Origin of the sequence: Skermanella rosea, from assembly GCF_016806835.2 — a bacterium.
GTDB lineage: Bacteria > Pseudomonadota > Alphaproteobacteria > Azospirillales > Azospirillaceae > Skermanella > Skermanella rosea.
Map to the genome: position 1 here is coordinate 280,574 of NZ_CP086114.1, position 22,804 is coordinate 303,377.

The 22,804-nt window shown below is 65.1% G+C and carries 21 protein-coding genes and 2 pseudogenes; 12 read left to right on the top strand and 11 right to left on the bottom strand.

Annotation, left to right across the window (positions count from 1 at the left end; translation table 11 throughout):
* The first annotated feature begins 64 nt into the window (after window positions 1-64).
* Together JL101_RS34940 and JL101_RS34945 are read left to right on the top strand one after the other, a co-directional pair.
* Complete coding sequence (locus JL101_RS34940; protein WP_203104384.1) at window positions 65-856, top strand: oxepin-CoA hydrolase, alternative type; 792 nt, start codon at window positions 65-67, stop codon at window positions 854-856.
* 10 nt (window positions 857-866) lie between these two features.
* Window positions 867-1,841 (top strand): NAD(P)H-dependent flavin oxidoreductase, encoded by a 975-nt coding sequence (locus JL101_RS34945; protein WP_228435650.1) that lies wholly within the window; start codon window positions 867-869, stop codon window positions 1,839-1,841.
* Window positions 1,842-1,866: 25 nt separating this feature from the next.
* Here JL101_RS34945 and JL101_RS34950 read toward each other — a convergent pair.
* A pseudogene (locus JL101_RS34950) lies at window positions 1,867-2,034 on the bottom strand (type II toxin-antitoxin system VapC family toxin); the annotation flags it as partial.
* A gap of 336 nt (window positions 2,035-2,370) precedes the next feature.
* On the bottom strand, window positions 2,371-3,153 hold the full coding sequence (locus tag JL101_RS34955; protein ID WP_228435651.1) for a PEP-CTERM sorting domain-containing protein: 783 nt from the start codon (window positions 3,151-3,153) through the stop codon (window positions 2,371-2,373).
* A 341-nt stretch (window positions 3,154-3,494) separates the two neighbouring features.
* Here JL101_RS34955 and JL101_RS34960 point away from each other — a divergent pair, with 341 nt between their 5' ends.
* The 7 genes from JL101_RS34960 to JL101_RS34990 all read left to right on the top strand — a co-directional run bounded on the left by JL101_RS34960 (window position 3,495) and on the right by JL101_RS34990 (window position 10,920).
* Complete coding sequence (locus JL101_RS34960; RefSeq protein ID WP_203104390.1) at window positions 3,495-4,793, top strand: NCS2 family permease; 1,299 nt, start codon at window positions 3,495-3,497, stop codon at window positions 4,791-4,793.
* A gap of 514 nt (window positions 4,794-5,307) precedes the next feature.
* Window positions 5,308-6,252 (top strand): Bug family tripartite tricarboxylate transporter substrate binding protein, encoded by a 945-nt coding sequence (locus JL101_RS34965; protein ID WP_203104392.1) that lies wholly within the window; start codon window positions 5,308-5,310, stop codon window positions 6,250-6,252.
* Between the two features lie 192 nt (window positions 6,253-6,444).
* Complete coding sequence (locus JL101_RS34970) at window positions 6,445-6,951, top strand: tripartite tricarboxylate transporter TctB family protein (protein WP_203104394.1); 507 nt, start codon at window positions 6,445-6,447, stop codon at window positions 6,949-6,951.
* A 100-nt stretch (window positions 6,952-7,051) separates the two neighbouring features.
* Window positions 7,052-8,557, top strand: a complete 1,506-nt coding sequence (locus JL101_RS34975; RefSeq protein ID WP_407697468.1) for a tripartite tricarboxylate transporter permease — start codon at window positions 7,052-7,054, stop codon at window positions 8,555-8,557.
* A gap of 135 nt (window positions 8,558-8,692) precedes the next feature.
* Complete coding sequence (locus JL101_RS34980; RefSeq protein ID WP_203101260.1) at window positions 8,693-9,352, top strand: TerC family protein; 660 nt, start codon at window positions 8,693-8,695, stop codon at window positions 9,350-9,352.
* A gap of 138 nt (window positions 9,353-9,490) precedes the next feature.
* Window positions 9,491-10,162, top strand: coding sequence for a GntR family transcriptional regulator (locus JL101_RS34985; RefSeq protein WP_203101262.1), 672 nt, complete (start codon window positions 9,491-9,493; stop codon window positions 10,160-10,162).
* Window positions 10,163-10,224: 62 nt separating this feature from the next.
* Window positions 10,225-10,920: a CBS domain-containing protein gene (locus JL101_RS34990; protein WP_203101264.1), complete on the top strand. Its 696-nt coding sequence runs from the start codon at window positions 10,225-10,227 to the stop codon at window positions 10,918-10,920.
* Window positions 10,921-11,155: 235 nt separating this feature from the next.
* Here the strand turns inward: JL101_RS34990 and JL101_RS34995 are convergent, their stop codons facing one another.
* Together JL101_RS34995 and JL101_RS35000 are read right to left on the bottom strand one after the other, a co-directional pair.
* Window positions 11,156-11,386: an AbrB/MazE/SpoVT family DNA-binding domain-containing protein gene (locus tag JL101_RS34995; protein ID WP_203101274.1), complete on the bottom strand. Its 231-nt coding sequence runs from the start codon at window positions 11,384-11,386 to the stop codon at window positions 11,156-11,158.
* 297 nt (window positions 11,387-11,683) lie between these two features.
* Entirely contained in the window at window positions 11,684-12,118 is a 435-nt protein-coding gene (locus tag JL101_RS35000; RefSeq protein WP_203101276.1) for a DUF29 domain-containing protein, read from the bottom strand.
* Between the two features lie 286 nt (window positions 12,119-12,404).
* Here JL101_RS35000 and JL101_RS35005 point away from each other — a divergent pair, with 286 nt between their 5' ends.
* Window positions 12,405-12,893, top strand: a complete 489-nt coding sequence (locus JL101_RS35005) for a DUF29 family protein (RefSeq protein WP_203101278.1) — start codon at window positions 12,405-12,407, stop codon at window positions 12,891-12,893.
* 551 nt (window positions 12,894-13,444) lie between these two features.
* Here JL101_RS35005 and JL101_RS35010 read toward each other — a convergent pair.
* From JL101_RS35010 to JL101_RS35030, 5 genes and pseudogenes are all read right to left on the bottom strand, one after another.
* Complete coding sequence (locus JL101_RS35010) at window positions 13,445-14,353, bottom strand: ImmA/IrrE family metallo-endopeptidase (protein ID WP_228435653.1); 909 nt, start codon at window positions 14,351-14,353, stop codon at window positions 13,445-13,447.
* A gap of 19 nt (window positions 14,354-14,372) precedes the next feature.
* Window positions 14,373-15,344 carry an ExeA family protein gene (locus JL101_RS35015; protein ID WP_203101280.1) on the bottom strand — a complete coding sequence of 324 codons (972 nt, stop codon included), beginning with the start codon at window positions 15,342-15,344 and terminating at the stop codon, window positions 14,373-14,375.
* Window positions 15,338-16,971 (bottom strand): annotated as a pseudogene (locus JL101_RS35020) (IS481 family transposase). Before JL101_RS35020 ends, JL101_RS35015 begins: the two are co-directional and overlap by 7 nt.
* A 10-nt stretch (window positions 16,972-16,981) precedes the next feature.
* Window positions 16,982-17,542, bottom strand: a complete 561-nt coding sequence (locus JL101_RS35025; protein WP_203101282.1) for a recombinase family protein — start codon at window positions 17,540-17,542, stop codon at window positions 16,982-16,984.
* A gap of 202 nt (window positions 17,543-17,744) precedes the next feature.
* Entirely contained in the window at window positions 17,745-18,668 is a 924-nt protein-coding gene (locus JL101_RS35030) for a LysR family transcriptional regulator (protein WP_203101283.1), read from the bottom strand.
* Between the two features lie 162 nt (window positions 18,669-18,830).
* Here JL101_RS35030 and JL101_RS35035 point away from each other — a divergent pair, with 162 nt between their 5' ends.
* Complete coding sequence (locus JL101_RS35035; protein ID WP_203101285.1) at window positions 18,831-19,820, top strand: zinc-dependent alcohol dehydrogenase family protein; 990 nt, start codon at window positions 18,831-18,833, stop codon at window positions 19,818-19,820.
* A 505-nt stretch (window positions 19,821-20,325) separates the two neighbouring features.
* On the opposite strand, the gene JL101_RS35040 is transcribed toward JL101_RS35035, so the two are convergent.
* Window positions 20,326-20,613, bottom strand: a complete 288-nt coding sequence (locus JL101_RS35040) for a helix-turn-helix domain-containing protein (protein WP_203101287.1) — start codon at window positions 20,611-20,613, stop codon at window positions 20,326-20,328.
* A gap of 272 nt (window positions 20,614-20,885) precedes the next feature.
* Here JL101_RS35040 and JL101_RS35045 point away from each other — a divergent pair, with 272 nt between their 5' ends.
* Entirely contained in the window at window positions 20,886-21,026 is a 141-nt protein-coding gene (locus JL101_RS35045) for a hypothetical protein (RefSeq protein ID WP_203101289.1), read from the top strand.
* A gap of 375 nt (window positions 21,027-21,401) precedes the next feature.
* On the opposite strand, the gene JL101_RS35050 is transcribed toward JL101_RS35045, so the two are convergent.
* Window positions 21,402-22,721 carry a serine hydrolase domain-containing protein gene (locus tag JL101_RS35050; protein WP_203101291.1) on the bottom strand — a complete coding sequence of 440 codons (1,320 nt, stop codon included), beginning with the start codon at window positions 22,719-22,721 and terminating at the stop codon, window positions 21,402-21,404.
* Window positions 22,722-22,804: the final 83 nt, after the last annotated feature.

A 22,804-nucleotide genomic window follows, 5' to 3' on the forward strand; every position in this document is an offset into this window, starting at 1 on the left:
AGGCGATCCTTTATGCAGACCTCGAAAAACCGAATTCCGCGGAAAAGCGGCGGGGGAGGAAACGATGACGGAACTGCTTGAAGAGCAGCGGGGGCGGGTGCTGGTCCTGACCATCAGCGATCCGGCGACACGGAACGCGCTGGGGCCCGACGTCTATGCCAAGGGCAGCGAGGCGCTGCGCCGGGCCGCCTGGGACCCCGGCATCGGCGCGGTCGTGCTGACCGGCGCGGGCGACGCCTTCTGCAGCGGCGGCAACCTGAACCGCCTCGCCGGACTGCGCGACGGGCCGCCCGGGCAGGCGGCCGGACAGGCCGAGGCGGGGATCGACCTGCTGCACGGCTGGATACGGCTGCTGCGCGCGTGCCCAAAGCCGGTGATCGCCGCGGTCGAGGGGGTGGCCGCCGGGGCCGGCTTCTCGGTGGCGCTGGCCTGCGACATGATCGTGGCGGCCAAGGACGCCCGTTTCGTGCTGGCCTATGTCAAGGTCGGCCTCAGCCCCGACGGCGGCGCCACCGCGTTCCTGGCCCGGTCGCTGCCGCGCCAGACGGTGGCCGAGATCGCGATGGAGGGCGGCACGGTCGAGGCGGAACGCCTGCACCGGCTGGGCGTGGTCAACGCCCTGTGCGAACCCGGCACGGTGCTGGAAGCGGCGGTCGGCCGCGCCCGGCGGCTGGCCGAGGGTCCGTCCGCGGCCATCACCTCGATCAAGCGCCTGGTCGACGCGGCGCAGGACGGCGATCTCGACTCCCAGCTCGACCGCGAGCGCCGGGCTTTCGTCCGCAACCTACTCCATGCCGACGCCGGGGAGGGCATCGCCGCCTTCCTGGAAAAGCGTCCCGCCCATTTCCACCCTTGAGGTCTGGGCGATGCTGAACACCCGCGTCACCGAGTTCTTCGGCACCAGGCTTCCCATCGTCGCCAGCGGCCTGCAATGGCTGGCGACCGCGGACTATGCCGCCGCCGCGTCGCGCGCCGGCATCATGGGCTTCATCACCGCCGCCAGCTTCCCCGAACCGGCGGCCCTGCGGGACGAGATCCGGCGCTGTCGCGACCTCGCCGAGGGTGGGCCGTTCGGGGTCAACGTCTCCATGCTGCCCAAGCTGGTGCAGGGCGACCGCACCGAGGCGGTGTTCGACCTGATCGCGGAGGAGGGCGTCCGCTTCGTCGAGACCTCCGGCCGCAACCCGGAGCCCTATCTGCCCCGCCTGCGCGCCGCCGGGATGAGGGTGGTCCATAAGGTCCCGACGGTGAAGCACGCCCGCAAGGCCCAGTCGGTCGGCGTGGACATGGTGGAGGTGATCGGCGCGGAAGCGGGCGGGCACCCCGGCATGGAGCTGATCGGCACCATGGTGCAGTCGGTCCTGGCCGCCCGCGAGATCACCGTGCCGCTCGTGATCGGCGGCGGCATCGGCACGGGCGAACAGCTCGTGGCCGCCCTGGCCCTGGGCGCCGACGGCGTGCTGATGGGCACCCGCTTCCTGGTGGCCGAGGAGGTGCGCGCCCACGCCGCCTACAAGGACCGCCTGGTCGAGGCGCGCGAGACCGACACCACGCTGGTCATGCAGTCGCTGCGCAACACGCTGCGGGCACTCCGCAACGAGACCACGGACAAGATCCAGCAGATGGAGAAGGAACGCCCCGGCGACCTCGCCGCCCTGCTGCCCCTGGTCTCCGGCAAGCTCGGCCGGCAGGCCTACGAGACCGGCGACATGTCCCTGGGCGCCCTGTCCCTCGGTCAGTCCGTCATCTTCGCCGACCGCGTCGAACCCCTGGCCGCGATCGTCGCGCGGATCGAGGAGGAGGCGGAGAGGGCGCTGGAGCGGCTGCGCGGGCTTATGTGAATGCCGTAGATGGCCGGCTGCCGTGTCAGGCCGCCCAGTCTTCCAGGCGCAATCCCGTCACCCGCCTGAATTCGCCTGTGTTGTGGGTGACGAGTGTGGCCTGTTCGGCCAGCGCGTGGCAGGCGATCCACAGGTCGTTGGCGCCGATAGGCGTTCCCGCCTCCTTCAGGCGGGGGAACTGTTCGGCGTAATGGCTCTCGTGTGTACGATAATGTATGTACATTAAGAGGTTTGCGCCTCGCCCGCAAACGGCCCGTCGGACGAATGCCGTTGACCGGCCGGACAGCCGCTTTCGGCTTCCGGAATGCGCTGGCTCGCCTCCGATCCTGAACGGCGAAGGCGAACGACTCCCGTGGAACCGACCTCCGCGATGCTGGGGGCGGGCGGCGGTCGCGCCTGTAAGAAATCCCGACACCGCGGAAACGGTAGCCCGTTGCGCGCGGTCGGGACGCAATAAAGAAACCGGCCCGGAGATGCTTCCGGGCCGGGGTCGCGTGTCCGGCGAAGGGGACCTTCGCGGAGCGCGGGGTCAGGCCTTCCGGCGGGACCGGCTGGCGACGCCGAGGCCGAGCAGGCCGGCACCCAGCAGGGCGAGGGTCGCGGGCTCCGGCACCTCGGTCGGGACCTCGGCGACCACCTGCAGCTCCGCCGTGCCGGCCAGCGGCAGGAGGAAGTTCAGGTCCGGATCGGCGTTCTGGAAGCTGCTGCTCAGCGTGATCAGGTTGTTGATCCCGAAATATGCGCCGGCCGGTCCGCCGGTGATCTGCAGCAGGCCGTTGCCGTTGCCGATGATGTTGTCGGAGTCGGCGAAAGCCGTGCCCGAGCTGAACAGGGAGCCCGTCGATCCGGCATTGGGGCCGGAGACCTCTTCCGTCTCGAAGCCGACGGCCGTGAGCCACAGGTCGCCGTCGCTGAAGCCCGTCGTGGTCGCCAGGTTGGCGTCGGGAGTGTTGTCGACGTAGAAATTGACGTTGCCGCCCGTGAACACGGTCGTGTTCAGGGTCTCGGTGGTGTCGAACTCCGACACGACGTAGTTGTCGAACGTGTAGGTCAGTTCGCAAGGACCGGGCGAGCAGAAATCGTCGCCGAACAGGTTGTTGATCTGCGACACGCGGCCGAAGCCGGACAGCGTATCGCCGACGCCGGTCACGAAGGTCTCGGTGAGGTTCGAGAACTTGAAGGTCGTCTCATTCGGGCCGCCGACGATGACGCCGGCCACCGGGGTCGGAGCCGCCTGGGCCTGGCCCATTCCCAACGCCAGAACGGCGCCGACGGCCGCCACCCCGAGGCTCTTTTTAATGTGGTTCTTCATCAGGTCCTCCTTACGCACCGCACCCTTGCGGCTTCAAGGACAAAGCACGCAGCGTGCCATGTTCAACTTACCTATTAAAATCAATATGTTGTCCGGAACCGGGAAGGCGGCGTCACCCTGATCTGTAAGATTTTCCGACAGGCTTGGCGGGGCGCCTGTCCGCAGCCTTGACATCGGAGGAGCGGTCCCCGCGCCCGGACCTCGCCCGTGCATTCACGGCGCCCGCGAAGATGGCGGGATCATTCCCGGCAGTCGGGCTGTTCGACCAGCAGGCATGCAGCTCCAGGAAAACCGATGAAAGGCGCCGATCCCCATGATTTCCGCGACACAGGACATTCGCCATGCTTGACGGGTTCTTCAAGCTGTCCGACCACGGGACCGATCTCCGCACCGAAGTCACGGCCGGCGTCACGACCTTCCTCACCATGGCCTATATCATCTTCGTCAATCCCTCGGTGCTGGCGGTCACCGGAATGGATCACGGGGCGGTGTTCGTCGCCACCTGCGTCTCGGCGGCGCTGGGCACGCTGATCATGGGGCTCTATGCCAACTACCCGGTGGCCCTGGCTCCCGGCATGGGGCTGAACGCCTATTTCTCCTACGGCGTCGTGCAGGGTCTCGGCCATCCGTGGGAGGTGGCTCTCGGCGCCGTCTTCCTGTCGGGCGTGCTCTTCGTGATCCTCAGCGTGCTGCCGGTCCGGCAGGCGATCGTCAACGCGATACCTCAGTCGCTGAAATTCGCGATTTCCGCGGGCATCGGCCTCTTCCTCGGTATCGTCGCGCTGCGCAACGCCGGCATCGTGGTTCCCCATCCCGCGACCATGGTGGCACTCGGCGACCTGACCAGGCCGGAAGCCATCCTGGCCTGCGGCGGCTTCGCCCTGACGGTGGCGCTGGCATCGCTGCGCCTCACGGGGGCGATCATCCTGGCGCTGCTGGCGACGGCCGCGACGGGGATCCTGACCGGCGTTTCGCCCTTCGAAGGCATCGTGTCGGCCCCTCCGAGCCTGGCGCCGACCTTCCTTGCCATGGATGTCGGCGCCGCGCTGCAGATCGGGCTGGTCACCATCGTCTTCACGTTCCTCTTCGTCGATCTGTTCGATACGGCGGGCACGCTGGTCGGCGTGGCGCACCGCGCCGGCCTGCTGGACGAACGGGGGCGCCTGCCGCGCCTGGGCAAGGCGCTGCTCGCCGACAGCACGGCGTCGGTCATGGGGGCGGCACTCGGCACCTCGACCGTCACCAGCTACATCGAAAGCGCCGCCGGCACCAGCGTGGGCGGACGTACCGGCCTGACCGCCGTGACGGTCGGCGTGCTGTTCCTGCTCTGCATCTTCTTCGCGCCCCTGGCGGGCAGCGTCCCGGCCTATGCGACGGCTCCGGCGCTTCTCTTCGTCGCCTGCCTGATGAGCAGGGGCTTGTCGGAACTGGATTGGGAGGACCCGACCGAATACGCCCCCGGCGTCGTCACGGCCATCGGCATGCCGCTCACCTTTTCCATCGCGACCGGGATCGGCATGGGCTTCATCACCTACACGGCGATCAAGATCCTGTCCGGCCGCGCCCGCGAGCTCGGCTTCATCGTTCCGATCCTGGCCCTTCTCTTCGCCGCCAAGTTCGCTTTCTTCCCGATGGGCTAGCATGCCGGCCGAAAGGGTCCGCGGCTGACCGGAGCGGGGCGCCGGATTCCGCCGCCCCGTATTCTTTATACAGAATACCAAATACCAGTATTCATAGTATTCGCTTAGGGGCAGGGCCGATATGAATGCCGTCCCGTCGTTTTGCAAGGGCCTGTGTTTACTCGAAGATTTTCAACGATCAGTCTTACGTTGCGGAATTTTCCGCCTTCCTACTTATCGGATTGTTGCGCGTGCACAGTCCTGGTGCGGTGCAATATTTTAAAAGTTTTTCGATTAACTAAGTTTTTCAGTTGTCAAATATGCCCAATGCCACATACCGTATACCAACGCACCGGACGACAAGCCGGGCGACATCGAAAAACAGCACCGGCAGGGCCGCTTACGACATGAAATAACGAACCACCCGGCCCGACAGAGGGAGGAGCCTTAGATGACTGCGACCAAGAAGTTTTCTTGCCTGCAGAAGGCTGCCGCAATAACAACGGCCACGTTCACGAGCGTAATTTTCGGCGCGATGACTTCCACCGCCTTCGCGTGGGAGCCGACCAAGTCGGTCGAGTTCATCGTCCCCGCCGGCACGGGAGGCGGTGCCGACCAGATGGCCCGGATGATCCAGGGCATCATCCAGAAAAACAACCTGACGAAACAGCCCATCGTGGTGATCAACAAGTCGGGTGGAGCCGGCGCCGAAGGGTTCCTCGATGTCGTCGGGTCGAAGCGGAACCCGCACAAGATCATCATCACCCTGTCCAACCTGTTCACGACCCCCCTGGCCACCGGCGTTCCCTTCTCCTGGAAGGACATGACCCCGGTCGCGATGCTGGCGCTCGACAACTTCGTCCTGTGGGTCAATGCCGAGAGCCCGTACAAGACCGCCAAGGAATATGCCGACGCCGCCAAGAGCGGGGACGCCAACTCCTTCAAGATGGGCGGGACCGGGTCCAAGCAGGAAGACCAGATCATAACGGCGGCGATCGAGCAGGGAACCGGCGCCACCTTCACCTACATTCCTTATAAGGGCGGCGGCGACGTGGCGGCCCAGCTGGTCGGCAACCACATCACCTCGAGCGTCAACAACCCGATCGAGGCCGTGTCACAGTGGCGCGCCGGCGCGCTGCGTCCGCTCTGCGTCTTCGACAGCCAGCGCATCGACATCAAGGAACCGGTCGCCGACGGCAAGTCCTGGAACGACGTTCCGACCTGCAAGGAAAGCGGCCTCGACGTCGAGTACACCATGCTCCGCGGCATCTTCATGCCGCCCAACGTGACCGCCGACCAGACCCAGTTCTATGTCGATCTCTTCCAGAAGGTCCGCGAGACGCCGGAATGGAAGGACTTCATGGAGAAGGGCGCCTTCAACAAGAGCTTCATGATCGGCGACGAGTTCAAGTCCTGGCTGACGGCGGCCGAGACCAACCACAAGAGCCTGATGGAAAAGGCCGGCTTCCTCGCGAAGTAACCGATCCTCCGGCGATCCGGGAGCGGCGCCGCGTCGCCGCCCCCGGAACGTCCCGAAACCCTGCTTCCATGCCTGCCCGATACCGAACCGGCCGCTTCGGGGACGCCTTCAGTCCCCCTGGGCGGCCCGCCGGGGCCGTGCGCCCGCCTTGCCGGCGCAGTCGAAGGGCAGTTTCCGAAGGGATGAACTTCCATGAGCCAGCCAAACAGCAACGAGGAGTCCGTCGTCTCGGTGCGGACGATGGAGATCGTCACGGCGGCATTGTTCGCGATCGTGGCCCTGGTCGTGATGTACGACAGCTCCAGGGTCGGCGCCGGCTGGGCCAGCGACGGCCCCGAAGCCGGCTATTTCCCCTTCTATGTCGGCCTGATCATGCTGGTGTCGAGCGGCGTCATCCTGGTCAGCAACCTGCTCAACAAGGCACCCAAGGCGGCGACCTTCGTGGAGCGCGGGCAGCTCAAGCTGGTGGTCAGCGTCCTCGTACCGACCATCGTCTTCGTCGCCGTGATCGGCTTCCTCGGCATCTATGTCGCGGCCGCCATCTTCATCGCCTTCTTCATGAGCTGGCTCGGCAAGTACCCCGTGGTGAAGATCCTGCCCATAGCGATCCTCATCCCGCTCGCGCTCTTCGTGATGTTCGAGATCTGGTTCCTCGTCCCGCTGCCCAAGGGGCCGGTCGAAACATTCTTTGGCTATTGAACCGAAAAGCAGAGGAACCGCCGCTCCGGTGCGGCACCGCGACCTGGAGCATGCCACCGGATAATGACGGTCGTCTCGGAGGGAAGTCTTGGACGCTTTGATGAATCTGATGCATGGCTTCGGCGTTCTCGCCGACCCCATGAACATCGTGTACATGTTCGTCGGGATCACGCTGGGGGTGCTGATCGGCGTGCTGCCCGGGCTGGGCGGCGCCAACGGTGTTGCGATCCTGCTGCCGCTGACCTTCAGCATGTCGCCGACCTCGGCGATCATCATGCTGTCGTGCATCTACTGGGGAGCCCTGTTCGGCGGCGCCATCACCTCGGTGCTGTTCAACATCCCGGGCGAGCCCTGGTCGGTCGCCACCACCTTCGACGGCCACCCCATGGCCCAGCAGGGCCGCGCCGGCGAGGCGCTGACCGCGGCCTTCACCTCCTCCTTCTTCGGCGCCTTCCTGGCGGTCATCCTGATCACCTTCCTGGCCCCGGTGATCGCCGGCTTCGCGCTGCGCTTCGGCCCGGCCGAGTTCTTCGCGGTCCAGCTCCTGACCTTCTGCAGCTTCGTCGGCATGGGCAAGGAATCGCCCTTCAAGGTGCTCACCGCCATGATGCTCGGCTTCGCCCTGGCAGCCGTCGGGCTCGACACCGTCACCGGCCAGCTGCGCATGACCTTCGGCACCATCGAGCTGCTGCGCGGCTTCGACTTCCTGATCGCGGTCATCGGCCTGTTCGGCATCGGCGAGATCCTGCTGACCATGGAGGAGGGCCTGGCCTTCAAGGGCAAGTCGGCCCGGATCAACCCGGCGGTCGTGCTGCACACCTGGAAGCAGCTGCCGAAATACTGGATCACCGCGCTGCGCGGCTCGATCGTGGGCTGCTGGATGGGCATCACGCCGGGCGGCGCCACGCCGGCCTCGTTCATGAGCTACGGCCTGGCCAAGCGCTTCTCGCGCAACGGCGCCCGGTTCGGCACCGGCGAGATCGAGGGCGTGGTGGCCCCCGAGACGGCGGCGCACGCGGCGGGCACCAGCGCGCTGCTGCCGATGCTGACGCTCGGCATCCCCGGCTCGCCGACCGCGGCGGTGCTGCTCGGCGGGCTGCTGATCTGGGGCCTGCAGCCCGGCCCGCTGCTGTTCGTCGAGCAGAAGGAGTTCGTCTGGGGCCTGATCGCCAGCATGTACCTGGGCAACGTGGTGGGCCTGATCGTGGTGCTGACCACGGTGCCGCTGTTCGCCTCGATCCTGCGCATCCCGTTCAGCATCATCGCCCCGATCATCATCGTGATCTGCGCGGTCGGCGCCTACACGGTCCACAACGCCTTCATGGACATCGCCGTCATGCTGGTGTTCGGCGTGCTCGGCTACGTCTTCAAGAAGCTGTCCTACCCGCTCGCCCCGCTGGTCCTGGCCCTGGTCCTCGGCGACATGGCCGAAAGCTCGTTCCGCCAGGCCATGCTGCTCTCCCAGGGCGACCTCGCCATCTTCTGGTCCAACCCCCTGGTAGGATCCATCGTCACCCTCGCCCTCGCCATGCTCTTCTGGCCCGTCATCTCCCTGGCCATCGGCAGGTTCCGCGGGTCGCCGGCGGCACCGGTCTCCGTCAAGTAAACGGCGTCCCGCGGGCCGGACGGCAACCGGCACGCCTATCGTGAACGCCCATCGTGAACAGGGAGGCGGCAGGGAACGGCCCCGGCCGTTCCCTGCCGCGGCGGGACGGTCGCGCCCGGAAAACAGAGGTTAACCATGGCCGAGTTCATCACGGCGGACATGCTTTCCGCCTTCTTCCAGGTCCTCATGATCGACCTGGTCCTGGCCGGCGACAATGCCGTCGTCATCGGCCTCGCCGCCGCCGGCCTGCCCCGCGACCAGCGGAACAAGGCGATCCTGATCGGGATCATCGCGGCGACGGTGCTCCGCATCATCTTCGCCGGGCTGACCACCCAGCTGCTTCAGATCGTGGGATTGCTGCTGGCCGGCGGCATCCTGCTGCTGTGGGTGAGCTGGAAGATGTGGCGCGAGCTGCGCGAAGCCCACGAGCGCGACGAGATGGACGCGAACGAGGCCCTGGCCGACGCGGACCTCGACCACGACGGCACCGTCGCCGGACACCGCCCGCGCAAGACCTTCGCCCAGGCGGCCACCCAGATCGTCATCGCCGACCTGTCGATGTCCCTCGACAACGTGCTCGCCGTGGCCGGCGCCGCCCGCGAGCATCCGGGCGTCCTGATCTTCGGCCTGGCGCTGTCGATCGCGCTGATGGGGCTGGCGGCGACCATGATCGCGCGGCTCCTGCAGAAGCACCGCTGGATCGCCTATCTGGGCTTGGCGATCATCCTCTATGTCGCGCTGGAAATGATCTATCGCGGCGCCCTGGAGGTCTGGCCGGTGGTCAATGGCGTCTGACGCCCGGGCGGACGCCGCGGGCATCCGAAAACCCCGAACCCTGACGCACGGGAGGATCACGACGAAGCTTCGCCGGGAGTGTCGGACCAAGTCGTTTGCTCCGGAAAACAACTGTCGCCGAGAGGGGCTGGGAAGCCGATGGGCAGCTTGAAAGTCGAACTCAAACCGCTGGATACCAGCCATACCCTGAAGATGCGGGCCTATCAGTCGCTGAAAGGCTCCATCGAGGCGATGGATCTGTACAGCCATCAAGGCGAGATCAGGATCGACGAGCGGGAGATCTCCGAAAGGCTGGGCATCAGCCGCACGCCGGTTCGCGAGGCGCTGATCCTGCTGGAGCACGAGGGCTTCGTCCGCACGGTGCCGCGCCGGGGCGTCGTGGTGGTCCGCAAGACCCGCCCGGAGATCGTCGACATGATCATCGTCTGGGCGGCGCTGGAAAGCATGGCGGCACGGCTCTTCGCCGCCGGCGCGCCCGACGACGAGATCGCGGCGCTGGCGGCGCGGCTTCGGCAGCCCTTCGACGGGGCGGAAGCGGCGGACGGGATCATGGAGATCCACGACGCTTTCGTCGGCGCGTCCGGCTGCGGCATGATCGGTGACCTGACGAAGAACCTTCGGGTCCAGATGCGCTGGATCAACAGGCTGGCCGGCCACGCCGCGGATCAGGCGTCCGGGATGGCAGCCCTGCGCCACGCGATGGCCGAGGCGATCGGGAACCGCGATGCCGGCCTGGCAGGCGCCCTGATCCGCGACCACAATCTCGGCCTCGCCGGATACATCGAGAAGAGCCGCGATTTCCCCGACTGACCCGGGAGCGGGCCGGGACAAGGGGGAGGCACGGCGGCAGATCAACAGGAGGAAACCCAGGAATGCAGGCCAAGGACATCATGACTTCGCCCGTGATCACGGTCGATCCCGACATGCCGGTCGCGGAGATAGCGACCCTGCTGCTGGAAAGGCGGATCAGCGGCGTGCCGGTGGTCGACGCCGGCCGGCGGCTTGTCGGCATCGTGAGCGAGGGCGACCTTCTGCGCCGCGTCGAGACGAACACGGAGCGGCGCCAGTCCCGCTGGCTGGAGGTCCTGCTCGACCGCAGCGGCGGTGCCGCCGAGTTCGTCAAGAGCCACGGCCTCCATGCCCGCGACGTGATGAGCCGGAAACTGGTGACGGCCGCCCCGGAAACCGACCTGGGCGAGATCGCCGAACTGATGGAGCGGCACCGCATCAAGCGCGTGCCGGTGGTGGAGGACGGGGTCCCGGTCGGCATCGTCAGCCGGGCCAACCTGCTGCACGGGCTGGTCGCCTATAAACGGTCATCGGCGGGCATCGCCGCCGTCAGCGATCCGGAGATCCGCACGGCGCTGGCGGACCTGCTACGCGGCGAATCCTGGGCCAGCCTGCGCCACGTCAATATCGTCGTGACCGAGGGGGTCGTCCACCTCTGGGGCATGGTGGACAGCGAGGACCAGCGCCGCGCCCTGACGGTGGCCGCCGAGTCCGTGCCCGGCGTCAAGTCGGTGGAGGACCACCTGAACCCCAACTGGTTCGCCAACCAGTCCGGGTGATCCGGCGCGGGCAGCGCCTTCTCCGAGCGCCGGCGGCGCTCGGAGAAATGAGCTTCACACAGCTCCTCCCCTGTCATGCCCAGCTTCCGGCGCGCGACGTTGGTGAATTCTTTCAACACCTGCACGCCGATGACGCAGCCCTTGCCGAGCAGTTCCTGCGCCTTCCGGCTGCGCGGATCATCGGTGAAAGCATAGATCAGGACAGTTGTGTCGAGAAACTCACCTGCCATCGAGGTCATCGCGCACTGGCGTCGTCGCGATCGAATTTCCAATCCGGAGGCAGCTTCTTGCGGAAGGAGCGGATGCGCTCCAAGGCCCTCTGACGGCTCCGGTCGCGTTCGATGTCGAAGCTTCGCTCGCCGGCGACATGGATCTCGATCTCGTCGCCTTCCTTCAAATCCAATGCCTCGACGACAGCGGCAGGCAGACGGACGGCGAGACTGTCACCCCATCTGGCGACCTGCATGATCCGCTCCATGGATATACAGCAGGATTGTATATCTGGGGGAGCCGATCGATCAAACCCTATCAGGAACCGAGTTTCCCACGAAAGGGACGGCCCGGTTCCCTCACCGCCTCCAAACATTCCCGAAGATTGCGCGGCAGCACGAAGCCCCGTAGCACCGTAGGTCGGATAGAGCGAAGCGGCATCCGACGGCAACGCTCCGGCCTTCCGTCCGGTACTGAAGTGACCGTCACCACCGACAGGGTCGCCAAGCTCTGGAACCTCTGCCACACCCTGCGAGCGCAACGGGACCGTAGGTCAGGGCCAGAAGGCTTCGTCCACGGCCTGGTCGAAGGACCAGGGGCATTCGGCGGGGAAGGTCGTTTCCGGCAAGCCTGACTCCGCCGCTGCTTCGCGCCGCGCGTACCGGTAGGCGGATGCCATGGCTTCGGGCAGCCGCGCCTTCAGGCTGGGGTTGTCCTGCATGTGATCGGCGAGCTGGTCCCGGGCGTTGGCGATCGACAGGCGCCATGAATTACCGCGCAACGCCGGCTGGTATTGCCACTTCAACAGATGCAGCAGGACCACGGTCAGGCGGCTCACCAATTCGCGCTTCTCGCTCCGGCCCATGCTGTCGATCTCCTCGGCGATATGCTCGATGTCGGCGGCGTCCAGCCTGCCGGCACGGAGCAACGCCGCCTGCCGCGTGGCCCAGGCGTAGAAGTCGGTTTCGTAGAGGCTGTCGTTCGGCATCCTGTCGGTTCCGTTCGATCCCTGATGGCGTGACAGAGATTATACCAGCGTTCGGGCCGATCAAACCGAAACCGAGCGCCGGACCCGGAGGTCCGCGTGATCAGGATGGCGGTCAGGTCTTCCTCCGGATCGACCCGGACATAGATCCAATACACCGTGAAATTTTCAATGCTCCCAAGTGGGGATTATCGAGTGCCCGATAACACTCGGGCCTCGGCCAACTCCTGCCTTGGTGACGCCCGAGCCCGGACGCGGTAGACTGCCGCCGACGCATGGGAGGCCGAGGATGCCCGATACCGTTCCGCTGCCCAACCGACAGGACGATCCTTATGCTTGGCTGCTGATCCAGGCGCATGCGCTCGGCGCGCGCCGGAGCGTCGATCACGAAGGCCTGCGCGAGTATCTTGAGGAAGCGGCCGAAGAGACCCTGTCGAAAGCGACGAGCCGGATGGTCAACCTCATGGCTCATGTCATGAAGGTCGTTCACACGCGCAACCCGGACGTGATCGGCCATTGGCGGTCGGAGATCGTGGAGTTTCACGATAAGTTCCTGGATGCCTACAGGCCGTCGATGCGGCGGGCGATCGAACGGGATAAAGAAAGGCTGTGGCAACGGGCCAAGCGCAAGGTGACCGCCAGCTTCAAGGACCATGGCGAACCGGAACCCGATCTCCCCGAGGCGTGTCCCTTTTCGCTCGACATGCTGACCGACGACACCCTGGAAGTTGAGAACCTTGTCAGATTAATTGCGGAGGCAAGTCAGAACGACGCGTGATCTGTTCGAACAGATCGGTAAGACAAGTCGACCATTTTTCACGACTTGGCCTGAGCACTCGGCGGAACGCCAAAACTTCGTATAAATGATTTTCCATTAGTCATCATGGATGTACGGGGCAAATGGGTAAAATCCAATTAGGCCGCCTAGAATTGCTCCGAAGATCGGCCACCAATCACCGCCAGCAGATCCAACAACGTATCCGATACCGCCGCAGATCATTATTGAAATCAATCCTCTGAGTATAACGTAGGAGAGAATAACTATACCGACGATTAATCCGAGCATCAAGAATATTGAAGTCTCGCTCTATGGTTATGCCAAAATCACGCGGAATTTGCCTTGCGCCTTGTTCTCAACGGCGTTTGCTCCGAAAGGTCAACATTAGACAGTCAAAATTTACAACTTGCCGATTCATAAGAGACAAAAGAAGTTGGGCAACCCGTGGTATGAACATGCCCGAACACACATCCACGTTCACCTACACAAGCTCTTTATCTGTTCATGAAACGGTTAATTTAATGTAAAATTGGAGCCAAGCAGGCACATTGTCAACGCTCCGACAGGCTTCGATCGTAAAATTTGCGGACCGTTCCGGGCTTCATGTGCAGGAGATTCCCTGCATCCTGGAACAGGAGTTGCCCGCTCATCGCGCTGTTCAGGACGGCCCGCGCGAACCGTCTGCCGTTCTTGATCGGAGCGTTTCGGTAGAAGTCGCCTCCACCCGGTTCGTCCGGGACCTGCCAGCTTCTTCTTTCCTGCTCGAAATAGGCGCGGTATTCATTCCAGCCGATCTTGCCGCAGTCCAGCGCCCGGCGCGCGATGACGACGCGGCTGACCTTGAAGACTTGCGACAGGGACTGGGCATTCGCGGCAAGGCTCCTGGAGCCGTCCCAAGACTTCATGAGCAGGGCACGGGGCACCAGAACCTCGGCCGCGATCGCGTTGCAGACCAGTTCGATGTTTCCGGAACCGTCGGTGCGCCGGTCCAGGGCGGGATTCGACACGCCGCTGGCTCCAAGCCAGATATGGGCGAGTTCATGGGCCAGCGTGAAAGCCTGCGCGGCCTTGGCATCCCGTCCGTTGATGAAGACGATCGGCGCCAACTTGTCCGCGATCGCAAAGCCTCGGAAATCCGCTGTGCTGAGGGTGCGATGCGTGTTGCTGCCGACATACCCCGTCCGCATGATCCAGATCCCGGCGTCCTCGCATCTTTCGAAAAGGTCGGCGAGATGCTGTTCCCAGGTGCCGTTCCGGCCGGTGCCGGGTCCGATCCCAAGCACGTTGCGCATATCGGCGGCTACCTGTAGCGGCCCGAGATCGTCGGCGGCCGGACCCGAGATTCTGAGCGATTCCGGGACCAGATTGGCTGAGATGGGAAGCGGGCTCTGGCCCACATTCGGTGAGACAGGGCCCGCAGTGTTTGAGACGGACCCGAGATCATGGGCGCCGGCCCACAATCCGTGAGACGAAGTCCGATCAGAGGGGAAGCCCAGCCGCCTGCATCTGCTGGGTAAGCTCCTGCGCCCGGACGCCGCTCAGCTCTCCCCGCAGGAATTGGCGGATCTCCGCCGGCTTGACGCTGAACTGGTCGGCTAGGGAGCGCACGCTGTAGCCGTGGCGGGTCAGCCGCGGTTCCAGATCGTCTAGCTGACGGGACAGGATGCTCTCAACCACCTGGACCGTGACCGGCCGGTCACCGATCCGGTACGCCTCCTCGAATGCAAGGGTCAGATGCTGCTCGATCTGGAGCGGGGTCTTTAGGCGGCTGGCCAGTAGCTCCACCGCCGCCGTCTCGATCAGCTCGCCGATGTCGATGCCCTCGCCGACGCAGCGTGCGAGGAGCCAACGGATGTAGGCGAGCTGGTTCCCTGCCATGCCGTCGAACTCGAACACCACCGAGCGGTAACCGATCTCCTCCATTGTCGGACGTCGAAGGTCGTTCCGAAGCTTGGGGTGGCCCACCAGCACGACGGAGAGCATGCCGCCGCCATCGGCGACCACCTCCATCAACCGCTTCAGCCCAATCAGCGTCTTGCCGTGCAGGTCGTGTGCCTCGTCAACGAACAGGGCCACCGGCTTGCGGCCGCGCCGTACGAGTTGCTGCAGTTCGCGTTCCCGCTTCTCGCCCAGAGTTGGGATCTTCGGGTCCTTGTCTGGAGAGAGGTCATGGAACAGCGCAGTGATGAGGGTGGGGATGGTGGTGCGGTCCTTGTCCACCGATAGGCTCTTCGACACCGTAACGCGCCCATCGCGGGTCAGTTCGTCCTGGATGCGGCGGAGCAGCACGGTCTTGCCGCTACCGACGACGCCGGCAACCGCCACCAGACGGCCGACCAGGATGGACGCCTTCACATCCTTGATGAGCTGGCGGTGATGGTCGGTCTCGTAATACCCGGCCATCAGCAGGTCCCGCTCCAACCTGAAATGCTCCATGACCTCCGTCAGCATGCCCCGCCCCCTCCCGTCCGCTGCCTGAAGTACGCCCGCACCTTCGTCAGCACCTCGTCCTTGGCCAAGGTCTCCCGCACCAGCGCGTCAATCCAGGCCCGGTCCTCGGCCGGCAGCTTCGCCAACGCCAAGCCGATCTCGCCGGCGATCGCGCGCTTGGCCGCGATGATGTCGGGAAAGGCCAAGGTGCGGTAGGGATCCGGGTCGGTGAACGCCACCTTGGCGGCCGGTGCCGTGACGGGAGGTGGCAGAGGCGAGGTGCCGCCGTCGACCGCCGCGCGCGGCAGGCCGATGCGTTCTGCCAACTCAGCCACCCGGTCGGCCCGCTCCTCGGATCTGGTCTTCTGGTGCTTGCGGTACTTGTGCAGCGGGATGGGGCCGCCGACCGGACCGTAGGGGCCATATCGCCGGTCACCGTGCTCGACATAGAGTTCCTGGTCGAATAGTCCCCACCAGAGCACCACATCCTCGCCGGCCAGATCTGGATCGACTTCGTTGGCTACGCCCTCCACGGTGATGCGGGTGTCGATGCCGACCTTGCGCCGCTCCGGCTCCCGCGCGAAGGCGCAAAACCGGTCCCAGGCGCACATCTCGCGATAACCCTTCTCCGGTAGGAGCCGCACCCAGTCCTCGATGCGGCTGTGCGGCTCGGAACGGTGATCCTGAGCGTTGTAGCGGACGAGGTAGCGGCGCAGCCACAGGTTCGCCTCCGCCTCGTCCTGCGGTTCGTGGAAGTGGTAGAGGGTTTCGTGAACGTCCTTGACGGTGCGGAACGGCCGCTCGACCTTGCCCTTTGACCGGGCGGTGGTGCGCCGGCCGTCGCCCCCCGCCGGGAGATGGGTCATCACTTTGATGCCGAGGCAGGCCATGACGTTCTGGAACACGCGCGAGCGGGTGACCGGACCGTTGTCCATGTAGATCGCTTCGGGGATGCCTTGGAATGGCTGTCCTCCTCGGGCTTGGCGGCCATGGCGTTGTAGAGGAAGCGCAGGGCCGACTCCGCGTCCTCGCCGTAGACGCACCGGTACTCCTGGTACACGACGCCGCTGCGGTCGTCGGCCACGCTGAACAGCATCAGCGTGGGTGCTCCCCGGCCGGACTCGATCCAGAGCGGTTGCTTGACGTGCTTCAGGTCCGACGGGCTCATGTCGAACTGCCACAGCTCGTTCGACCGCCGCGCTTGAAACCGCACGGCCGCCGGCGCGCGGGTCACCCTGGCATACTCCAGCCCCCACACGCGCAGATAGCGGTTGACCGTGGTTTTGTGCAGCGTGCCCGGCGCCGGCTGCACCAGCCCCTCCGGGGCCTCGACCCCATGCTCCTCCATCAGCCGGATCGCCTGCACCGTCGACAGGTGGCGGCCCTTCTTGTTGGTGGTCCGCAGCTTCAGGGCGGCGACGATCTCGCAATAGCGCTCCATCTCCGTGGCGGGTATCTTCCGCGGCTTTCCCCGGTCGGCCCGACGAAGGGCCTTGGGCCGAAGGGATTGCTGAAGGGCGCGGTAGAGGGTGGCGCGGGACACGCCGTAGAGTTCCCTGGCCGACCGCAGGATCTCGGCACGGTCCGGATGACGGGGTGGCAGCGTGTCCAGCCGGCGGCGCAGATGCACCAGCGCCTCGGCCGGGATCCGCCGCCCGTCACTCACCGGCCATCTCCTCGATGTAGGCGTAGAGTGTCGGCTTGGAGATCCCCATGAGCCGGCAGATCTCCATCACCGTGTGCTTGCGTTCCTGGTAGAGCTGGACGGCGAGCCGGCGTTTGTCGGGGTCCAGCACCTTGCGGCGCCCGCCCAGCCGGCCGCGGGCCCGGGCTGCGCTGAGCCCGGCCTGGGTGCGTTCCCGCACGAGGTTGCGTTCGAACTCGGCGAGCGCCCCAAACATGTGGAAGACCAGCCGTCCGCCACTCGACCCGGTATCGATGGCGTCGTGCAGGCTGCGCAGCCCGACGCCGGCGGCATCGAGCCGTTCGGCCAGCTCAATGAGGTCCTTCAGGGACCGGCCCAACCGGTCAAGCCGCCAGATGACCAGCGTGTCGCCCCGGCGGAGCACGTCGAGCGCGGCGGAAAGACCAGGGCGGTCGGTCCTGGCACCGCTGCGGCGATCCTCGAAGATCCTCTCGCACCCGGCCCCGCCGAGTGCATCCCGCTGAAGGTGCAGGTTCTGGTCGTCGGTCGATACCCGTGCGTAGCCGATCAGCATGGGCAAGCCCCCGGTTCGGCAGGAAACCCGTGGTGCGCGCTCGATACCAGACGATGAAAGACTGACCGGATTCCTTTACCAAATCGGCGACGGCGCGACGAGACGTCCACGACGACGCAGGCGGAGTAAAGCAAACGGCCGTTTGTTTAACCCGCCCCGCGCTACGCTCCACCGACGAGACGAACGGTCCACGAGATAGCGCCTACGACGCGGTAAGGTGTAGCCATTGGCTAGCCGTGGATTGAACGATCGTGCCCATCCAGTCGATGAAGGCGCGTACCTGCGGAGCTAAATGTTGCCGGTTGGGATACATGATCGACAGCGGCCAGCGGATGTCGCGCATGGCAGGAACAACTTCCTGGAGGCGTCCGCTGGACAGGTGCTTTGCGACGACCAAGCCCGGCACCTGGATCAATCCGAGCCCAGCTAGGGCACAACCGACAAATGCCTCGGTATCATTGACCATGATACCGCTGTGCATGGGGAGATACATGCTCTCTCCGTTTCCCGGTAGTGTCCACGCGACCGGACGATGGCCACGACCTGAGAAGTAATTGACGGCTTGGTGGTGTTTCAAATCCTCGATGGTCTCCGGTATTCCGTGAGCCGCAAGGTATGCAGGCGACCCGCATACCACCACCGTCATCCAGGCCAGTTTGCGGGCAACCATGCTGGTCGGCGGCAACTCTCCGATCCGCACGACGCAATCGACACCATCCGCGAGCAGGTCAACCGGCTGATCGCTGACGCCAAGAATAAGGTCGATATCAGGGTAAAGTGCCTTGAATTGGGGTAGCCGCGCGATGAGGAGAGGCTTGGCGAGGGCCACCGGTATGTCCACCCGGAGACGGCCGCATGGAGGCATGTCCGTACCGCCGAACAGATTTTGTGCATCGGCGATATCGGTGAGCAAGCGCGTTGCGCGATCGTAGAACAGCTCCCCTTCCCCGGTCAGGCTGATCCGTCGTGTCGTGCGCTGAATAAGGCGCGCGCCCAGCCCCTTTTCCAAGGCATTGATGGCATTGGTGACGCTCGGCCGCGCCATCAGCAGGGCCTCCGCTGCGCGCGCGAAGCTGCCGTTGTCAACCACGGCAACGAAGATGCGGAGCTGCTGGGTAAAGTCCATACGGAGGGTTATTGTTAACAAATCTCATAACTATCAAGTTCCGATTCGCCGGCTTCCGCAAAACAATCCTCTGCCTTACATCGCCACTGTCACCAAGCGGCCGGGCCGCTTCCCCCTGTTCAACGCCCACTGAACCACAGCATCCTGAGAAAGGGAAAGCCCATGACCCGCGTTGTACGCTTTCATGCCTATGGCGATGCCGACGTGCTGCGCATCGAAGACGTCTCGGTGCCGGCACCCGCGGCCGATGAGGTTCAGATCGCGGTGCGTGCGATCGGCCTCAATCGGGCAGAGGTGATGTTCCGCAACGGAGCCTATCTGCAGGAGGCATCGTTCCCCTCACAACTCGGCTACGAGGCCGCCGGCATCGTCAAGACGGTCGGCAGCGGCGTGACCAGCGTCACCGAGGGTGATGTGGTCAGTGTCATCCCGACCCTGGATATGGCGCGCTGGGGCACCTACGGCGAGATCATCAACATTCCGGCCCGCCACGTCGTCAAACATCCGTCCAACCTTTCCTTCGAGCAGGCCGCGGCCTCGTGGATGCAGTATGTGACCGCCTGGGGCGCGCTCATCGAACAGGCCAAGCTGACAGCTGGTGATTTCGTCATCGTGACCGCCGCGTCGAGCAGCGTCGGCATCGCCGCCTTCCAGATCGCGCGCAGCGTCGGTGCGACGGTCATCGCGACCACCCGCACCAGCGAGAAAGCCCAGGCATTGCGTGACGCCGGCGCACATTACGTCGTCGCGACGACGGAGGAAAACCTGGCCGAGCGGGTGGCGGCGATCACCGGTAGCAAGGGTGCCCGAGTTGTCTTTGATCCGATCGGTGGACCGGCAATCGCGCAGCTCGCCGAATGCATGGCAGTCGGCGGTATTCTTCTCGAATACGGCGCGCTCAGCCCTGACCAGGGGCCGTTCCCGCAGTTCGCCGTCCTCGGCAAGAGCCTCACCCTCAAGGGCTATCTCTACACCGAGATCGTCGGTGACGACGCCGCCCTGGACCGCGCCAAGGCGTTCATCAACGAGGGCCTGAGGACGGGCACACTGCGTCCGCTGGTCTCCCGCACCTTCCCGTTCGATCGGATCCAGGACGCAACCCGTTTCCTCGAATCCAACGAGCAGATCGGCAAAATCGTCGTCACCCTCTGATCTGGTATGGAGGGCGCGGCCCACCGCGCCCTCCATTCGCTACGCACAAGAACTCCGGCAGCCGCTGCCTCATTGCTGGCCGGAGTGAAGCCCAGCGGTTTCGGCCCCCAATGAGAAAAACCAGCGGCCTGCCGTTATGGACGTTGAGAGCCGCAGTTCCGCTTCCGGCCAGATCCCCCTCAGGTCAACAAGCTATGGTTTGTCGTCTCACGGATTACGGGCCGGCGCCCATGATCTCGGGTCCGTCTCAAACACTGCGGGCCCTGTCTCACCGAATGTGAGCCAGGGCCCGCTTTCCGTCTCGGCCAATTCGGTCCCAGAATGGACCAGAATCTCGGGTCCGACCGCCGACGATCTCGGGCCGCTACAGCTACCGTATCGACAGGCGTGTCGATGTCGAACCGCCCGACGAACGGCCGTTCCTCGGCACCATGTTCCTGAAGGAAGTCGCGGAACCAGTCGAGCTTGAGCATGACGTCGCGGAGAAGGTCCCGCGCATCCGCGCTCAGTTCCCCGCGCTCAGTTCCTCCGAACGCGCGTCATCGTGCCGGCGCAGATCGGGAATTGGCAATTTCTCTTCAGGCGGTTCGGGAAGGAACAGAAAGCCGAAGGGCACATGAAGGACCGCGGCGATTTTCTCCGCCTGCCTGAATGTCGGCTGCGAGCCGCCCTCCCCCCAGGCCGTCAGCTTCTCCGGCTTCGTTCCAAGCTTCTGCGCGAGAACGTCGATGGACAGAGCGACACGTTCACGCGCCCATCGCAACATTTCCGGACTGACCAGGGCCTTGCTCATGGAACATGCACACGCAAAACCGGGTCGTTGACAGAGCTGATGCGGAAGAATGCGAGCGGTAGCCTCTGAATACAAGACTCTTTCGCTCCAGAGTGGCCCTGACAGGACACCTTACCCGCCATAATATGAAGGTATTTCACCGCAATTGACAATGTGCACGATTTCGGCGCAAAGTTTCGATTGCCCATGCACCCGCCGGGCGGCCGGGGCGGACGTCGTCCCGCGCCCTTGACGAGGCGCTGGGCATTGTCGGCCTGCTCAGGCAATCCGGCGTGACCATGACCGAGGCAGAGCCGACCTCCGCCATGCTGGCCGCCGGCATGGCCGTGTCCGGGCTGGATGCCGACCGCGTGCGCGCCGTGTTCCGCGCCATGCTGGCGGCGGGCGGCGATCCGGCCGCGCGGGTGCAATGACTGCCGCACCTGCGCCGGCACGGAGACCTTGATAAAGTCCGGGTACCGGCCGTCGGTGCCGACCCCGGTAGCCCGGCTCCGCCATCTCACCTTCGATGCTCGAAGGATTGATTTCCTACAACAAGGCGGCTACCATGATCGGGTAAACATCCCGGAGAATCCCCGTCATGCCCATTGCGCCAACCTGCCAAACCGTCAACCGCCATGATGACATATGCTGACAAGAAAGGGGTGGAGTGACCCCCTGGACTGAGACAGGGAAAATGATGACACATGCTGACAGAAAGGGGGTGGGGGATGTCGTCATCATGCGCCGGCCCGCCGCCGCGACGGCACGGAAGCGTACGAATGATGACATACCCCCACCCCCGCACCTCAGTTCGCGTGGGTCTCGACGACCGACTGGTAGACCAGCTGCTTGAAGAGCTTGCGATAGTACGGCCGGCTCGGGCCGGGGGCCTGGGTCATCAGGACGGCGGTCAGGTCCTCCTCCGGATCGACCCAGAAAAAGGTACCGGCATAGCCCGCCCACATGTATTCGCCGGCGGAGCCGGACACGCCGGCGATGCCGTCCTGCCCGCGGACCGAGAAGCCGAGGCCGAAGCTGTAGCCGGGGGTGCCGAGGAGCAGTTCGCCGGGGCTGAGCACGGGCTGGATCCGCTCGCCCAGATGGTCCGACGCCATCAGCCTGATGGTGGTCGGGCTGAGGATGCGCGCGCCGTCCAGCTCGCCGCCGTTCAGCAGCATCTGGGTGAAGCGCAGGTAGTCGGCGGCGGTCGAGACCGCACCGGCGCCGCCGGAATCGTTCGCGGGCACGGCCGAGACGTCGATCAGCTTGTTCGGGGTGCCGGTCGCCGGGTCCGTCTTCAGCGGTTCGGCCAGCCGGGGCAGGTCGGCCTGGGCGACCGAGAAGCCCGAGTCATTCATCTTGAGCGGCTGGAAGACGCGCTGTTCCAGGAACTCCGACAGGCGCATGCCCGCCGCCTTCTCGACCACCCGGCCCAGGATGTCGGAGGCCAGGCTGTATTCCCAGCGGGTGCCGGGCTGGTGCACCAGCGGGACCTGGGCAATGGCCTTTACCTGCTCCTCCGGGCTCATGGAGCGGGAGTCGTAGTCGCGGTCGGCCGGCTTGTAGAGCCCGGCCTTGGCGTAGCCTTCCTTGACCACGGCGTTCTGGGTGATCTCGCCATAGGCGAGGCCGGCGGTGTGACGCAGCAGGTCCTGGACGGTGGGCTTCCGCGCCACCGGCTCGGTCGCATAGGTGACCTTGCCGAAGGGATCCAGGGTGGCCTTGCTGACCTGGAGGTTGTCGAACTCCGGCAGGAACTTGGAAACAGGGTCGGTCAGCTCGATCCGGCCTTCCTCGTACAGGATCATCGCGGCGACCGAGACCAGCGGCTTGGTCATGGAGTAGATGCGGAAGATCGAGCCTTCCTCCATCGCCTTGCCGGCGTCCTTGTCCTGATGGCCAAGTGTCTTGGCATAGACCAGCTGGCCGTCGCGGGCGACCATCATGACCGCGCCGGGCAGCTTGCCGGCGTCGATCTCCTTCTGGAAGGCCTGCCCGATCCGTTCCAGCCGCTCCGCCGAGACGCCGACCTTGGCGGGGTCGGCGCGCGGCAGCGCCTGGGCCCAGGCCGCCGACGCGGCGCACAGGGCGATGACGAACAGGGACGGCCCCACAACTCGCTTCATGTCTTCCTCCCGGATTCTTGGTTGCGGAGGAGACTAAACCCAAGTCTCCGGGGAGGGAAACGGTAAAGTTGCAAACGAAATCG

Coding starts and splice junctions, on each gene's coding strand:
- JL101_RS34940 (WP_203104384.1), top strand. CDS start 65: ATGACGGAACTGCTTGAAGAGCAGCGGGGGCGGGTGCTGGTCCTGACC.
- JL101_RS34945 (WP_228435650.1), top strand. CDS start 867: ATGCTGAACACCCGCGTCACCGAGTTCTTCGGCACCAGGCTTCCCATC.
- JL101_RS34955 (WP_228435651.1), bottom strand. CDS start 3,153: ATGAAGAACCACATTAAAAAGAGCCTCGGGGTGGCGGCCGTCGGCGCC.
- JL101_RS34960 (WP_203104390.1), top strand. CDS start 3,495: ATGCTTGACGGGTTCTTCAAGCTGTCCGACCACGGGACCGATCTCCGC.
- JL101_RS34965 (WP_203104392.1), top strand. CDS start 5,308: ATGACTTCCACCGCCTTCGCGTGGGAGCCGACCAAGTCGGTCGAGTTC.
- JL101_RS34970 (WP_203104394.1), top strand. CDS start 6,445: ATGAGCCAGCCAAACAGCAACGAGGAGTCCGTCGTCTCGGTGCGGACG.
- JL101_RS34975 (WP_407697468.1), top strand. CDS start 7,052: ATGAATCTGATGCATGGCTTCGGCGTTCTCGCCGACCCCATGAACATC.
- JL101_RS34980 (WP_203101260.1), top strand. CDS start 8,693: ATGGCCGAGTTCATCACGGCGGACATGCTTTCCGCCTTCTTCCAGGTC.
- JL101_RS34985 (WP_203101262.1), top strand. CDS start 9,491: ATGGGCAGCTTGAAAGTCGAACTCAAACCGCTGGATACCAGCCATACC.
- JL101_RS34990 (WP_203101264.1), top strand. CDS start 10,225: ATGCAGGCCAAGGACATCATGACTTCGCCCGTGATCACGGTCGATCCC.
- JL101_RS34995 (WP_203101274.1), bottom strand. CDS start 11,386: ATGCAGGTCGCCAGATGGGGTGACAGTCTCGCCGTCCGTCTGCCTGCC.
- JL101_RS35000 (WP_203101276.1), bottom strand. CDS start 12,118: ATGCCGAACGACAGCCTCTACGAAACCGACTTCTACGCCTGGGCCACG.
- JL101_RS35005 (WP_203101278.1), top strand. CDS start 12,405: ATGCCCGATACCGTTCCGCTGCCCAACCGACAGGACGATCCTTATGCT.
- JL101_RS35015 (WP_203101280.1), bottom strand. CDS start 15,344: ATGCTGACGGAGGTCATGGAGCATTTCAGGTTGGAGCGGGACCTGCTG.
- JL101_RS35025 (WP_203101282.1), bottom strand. CDS start 17,542: ATGCTGATCGGCTACGCACGGGTATCGACCGACGACCAGAACCTGCAC.
- JL101_RS35030 (WP_203101283.1), bottom strand. CDS start 18,668: ATGGACTTTACCCAGCAGCTCCGCATCTTCGTTGCCGTGGTTGACAAC.
- JL101_RS35035 (WP_203101285.1), top strand. CDS start 18,831: ATGACCCGCGTTGTACGCTTTCATGCCTATGGCGATGCCGACGTGCTG.
- JL101_RS35040 (WP_203101287.1), bottom strand. CDS start 20,613: ATGAGCAAGGCCCTGGTCAGTCCGGAAATGTTGCGATGGGCGCGTGAA.
- JL101_RS35050 (WP_203101291.1), bottom strand. CDS start 22,721: ATGAAGCGAGTTGTGGGGCCGTCCCTGTTCGTCATCGCCCTGTGCGCC.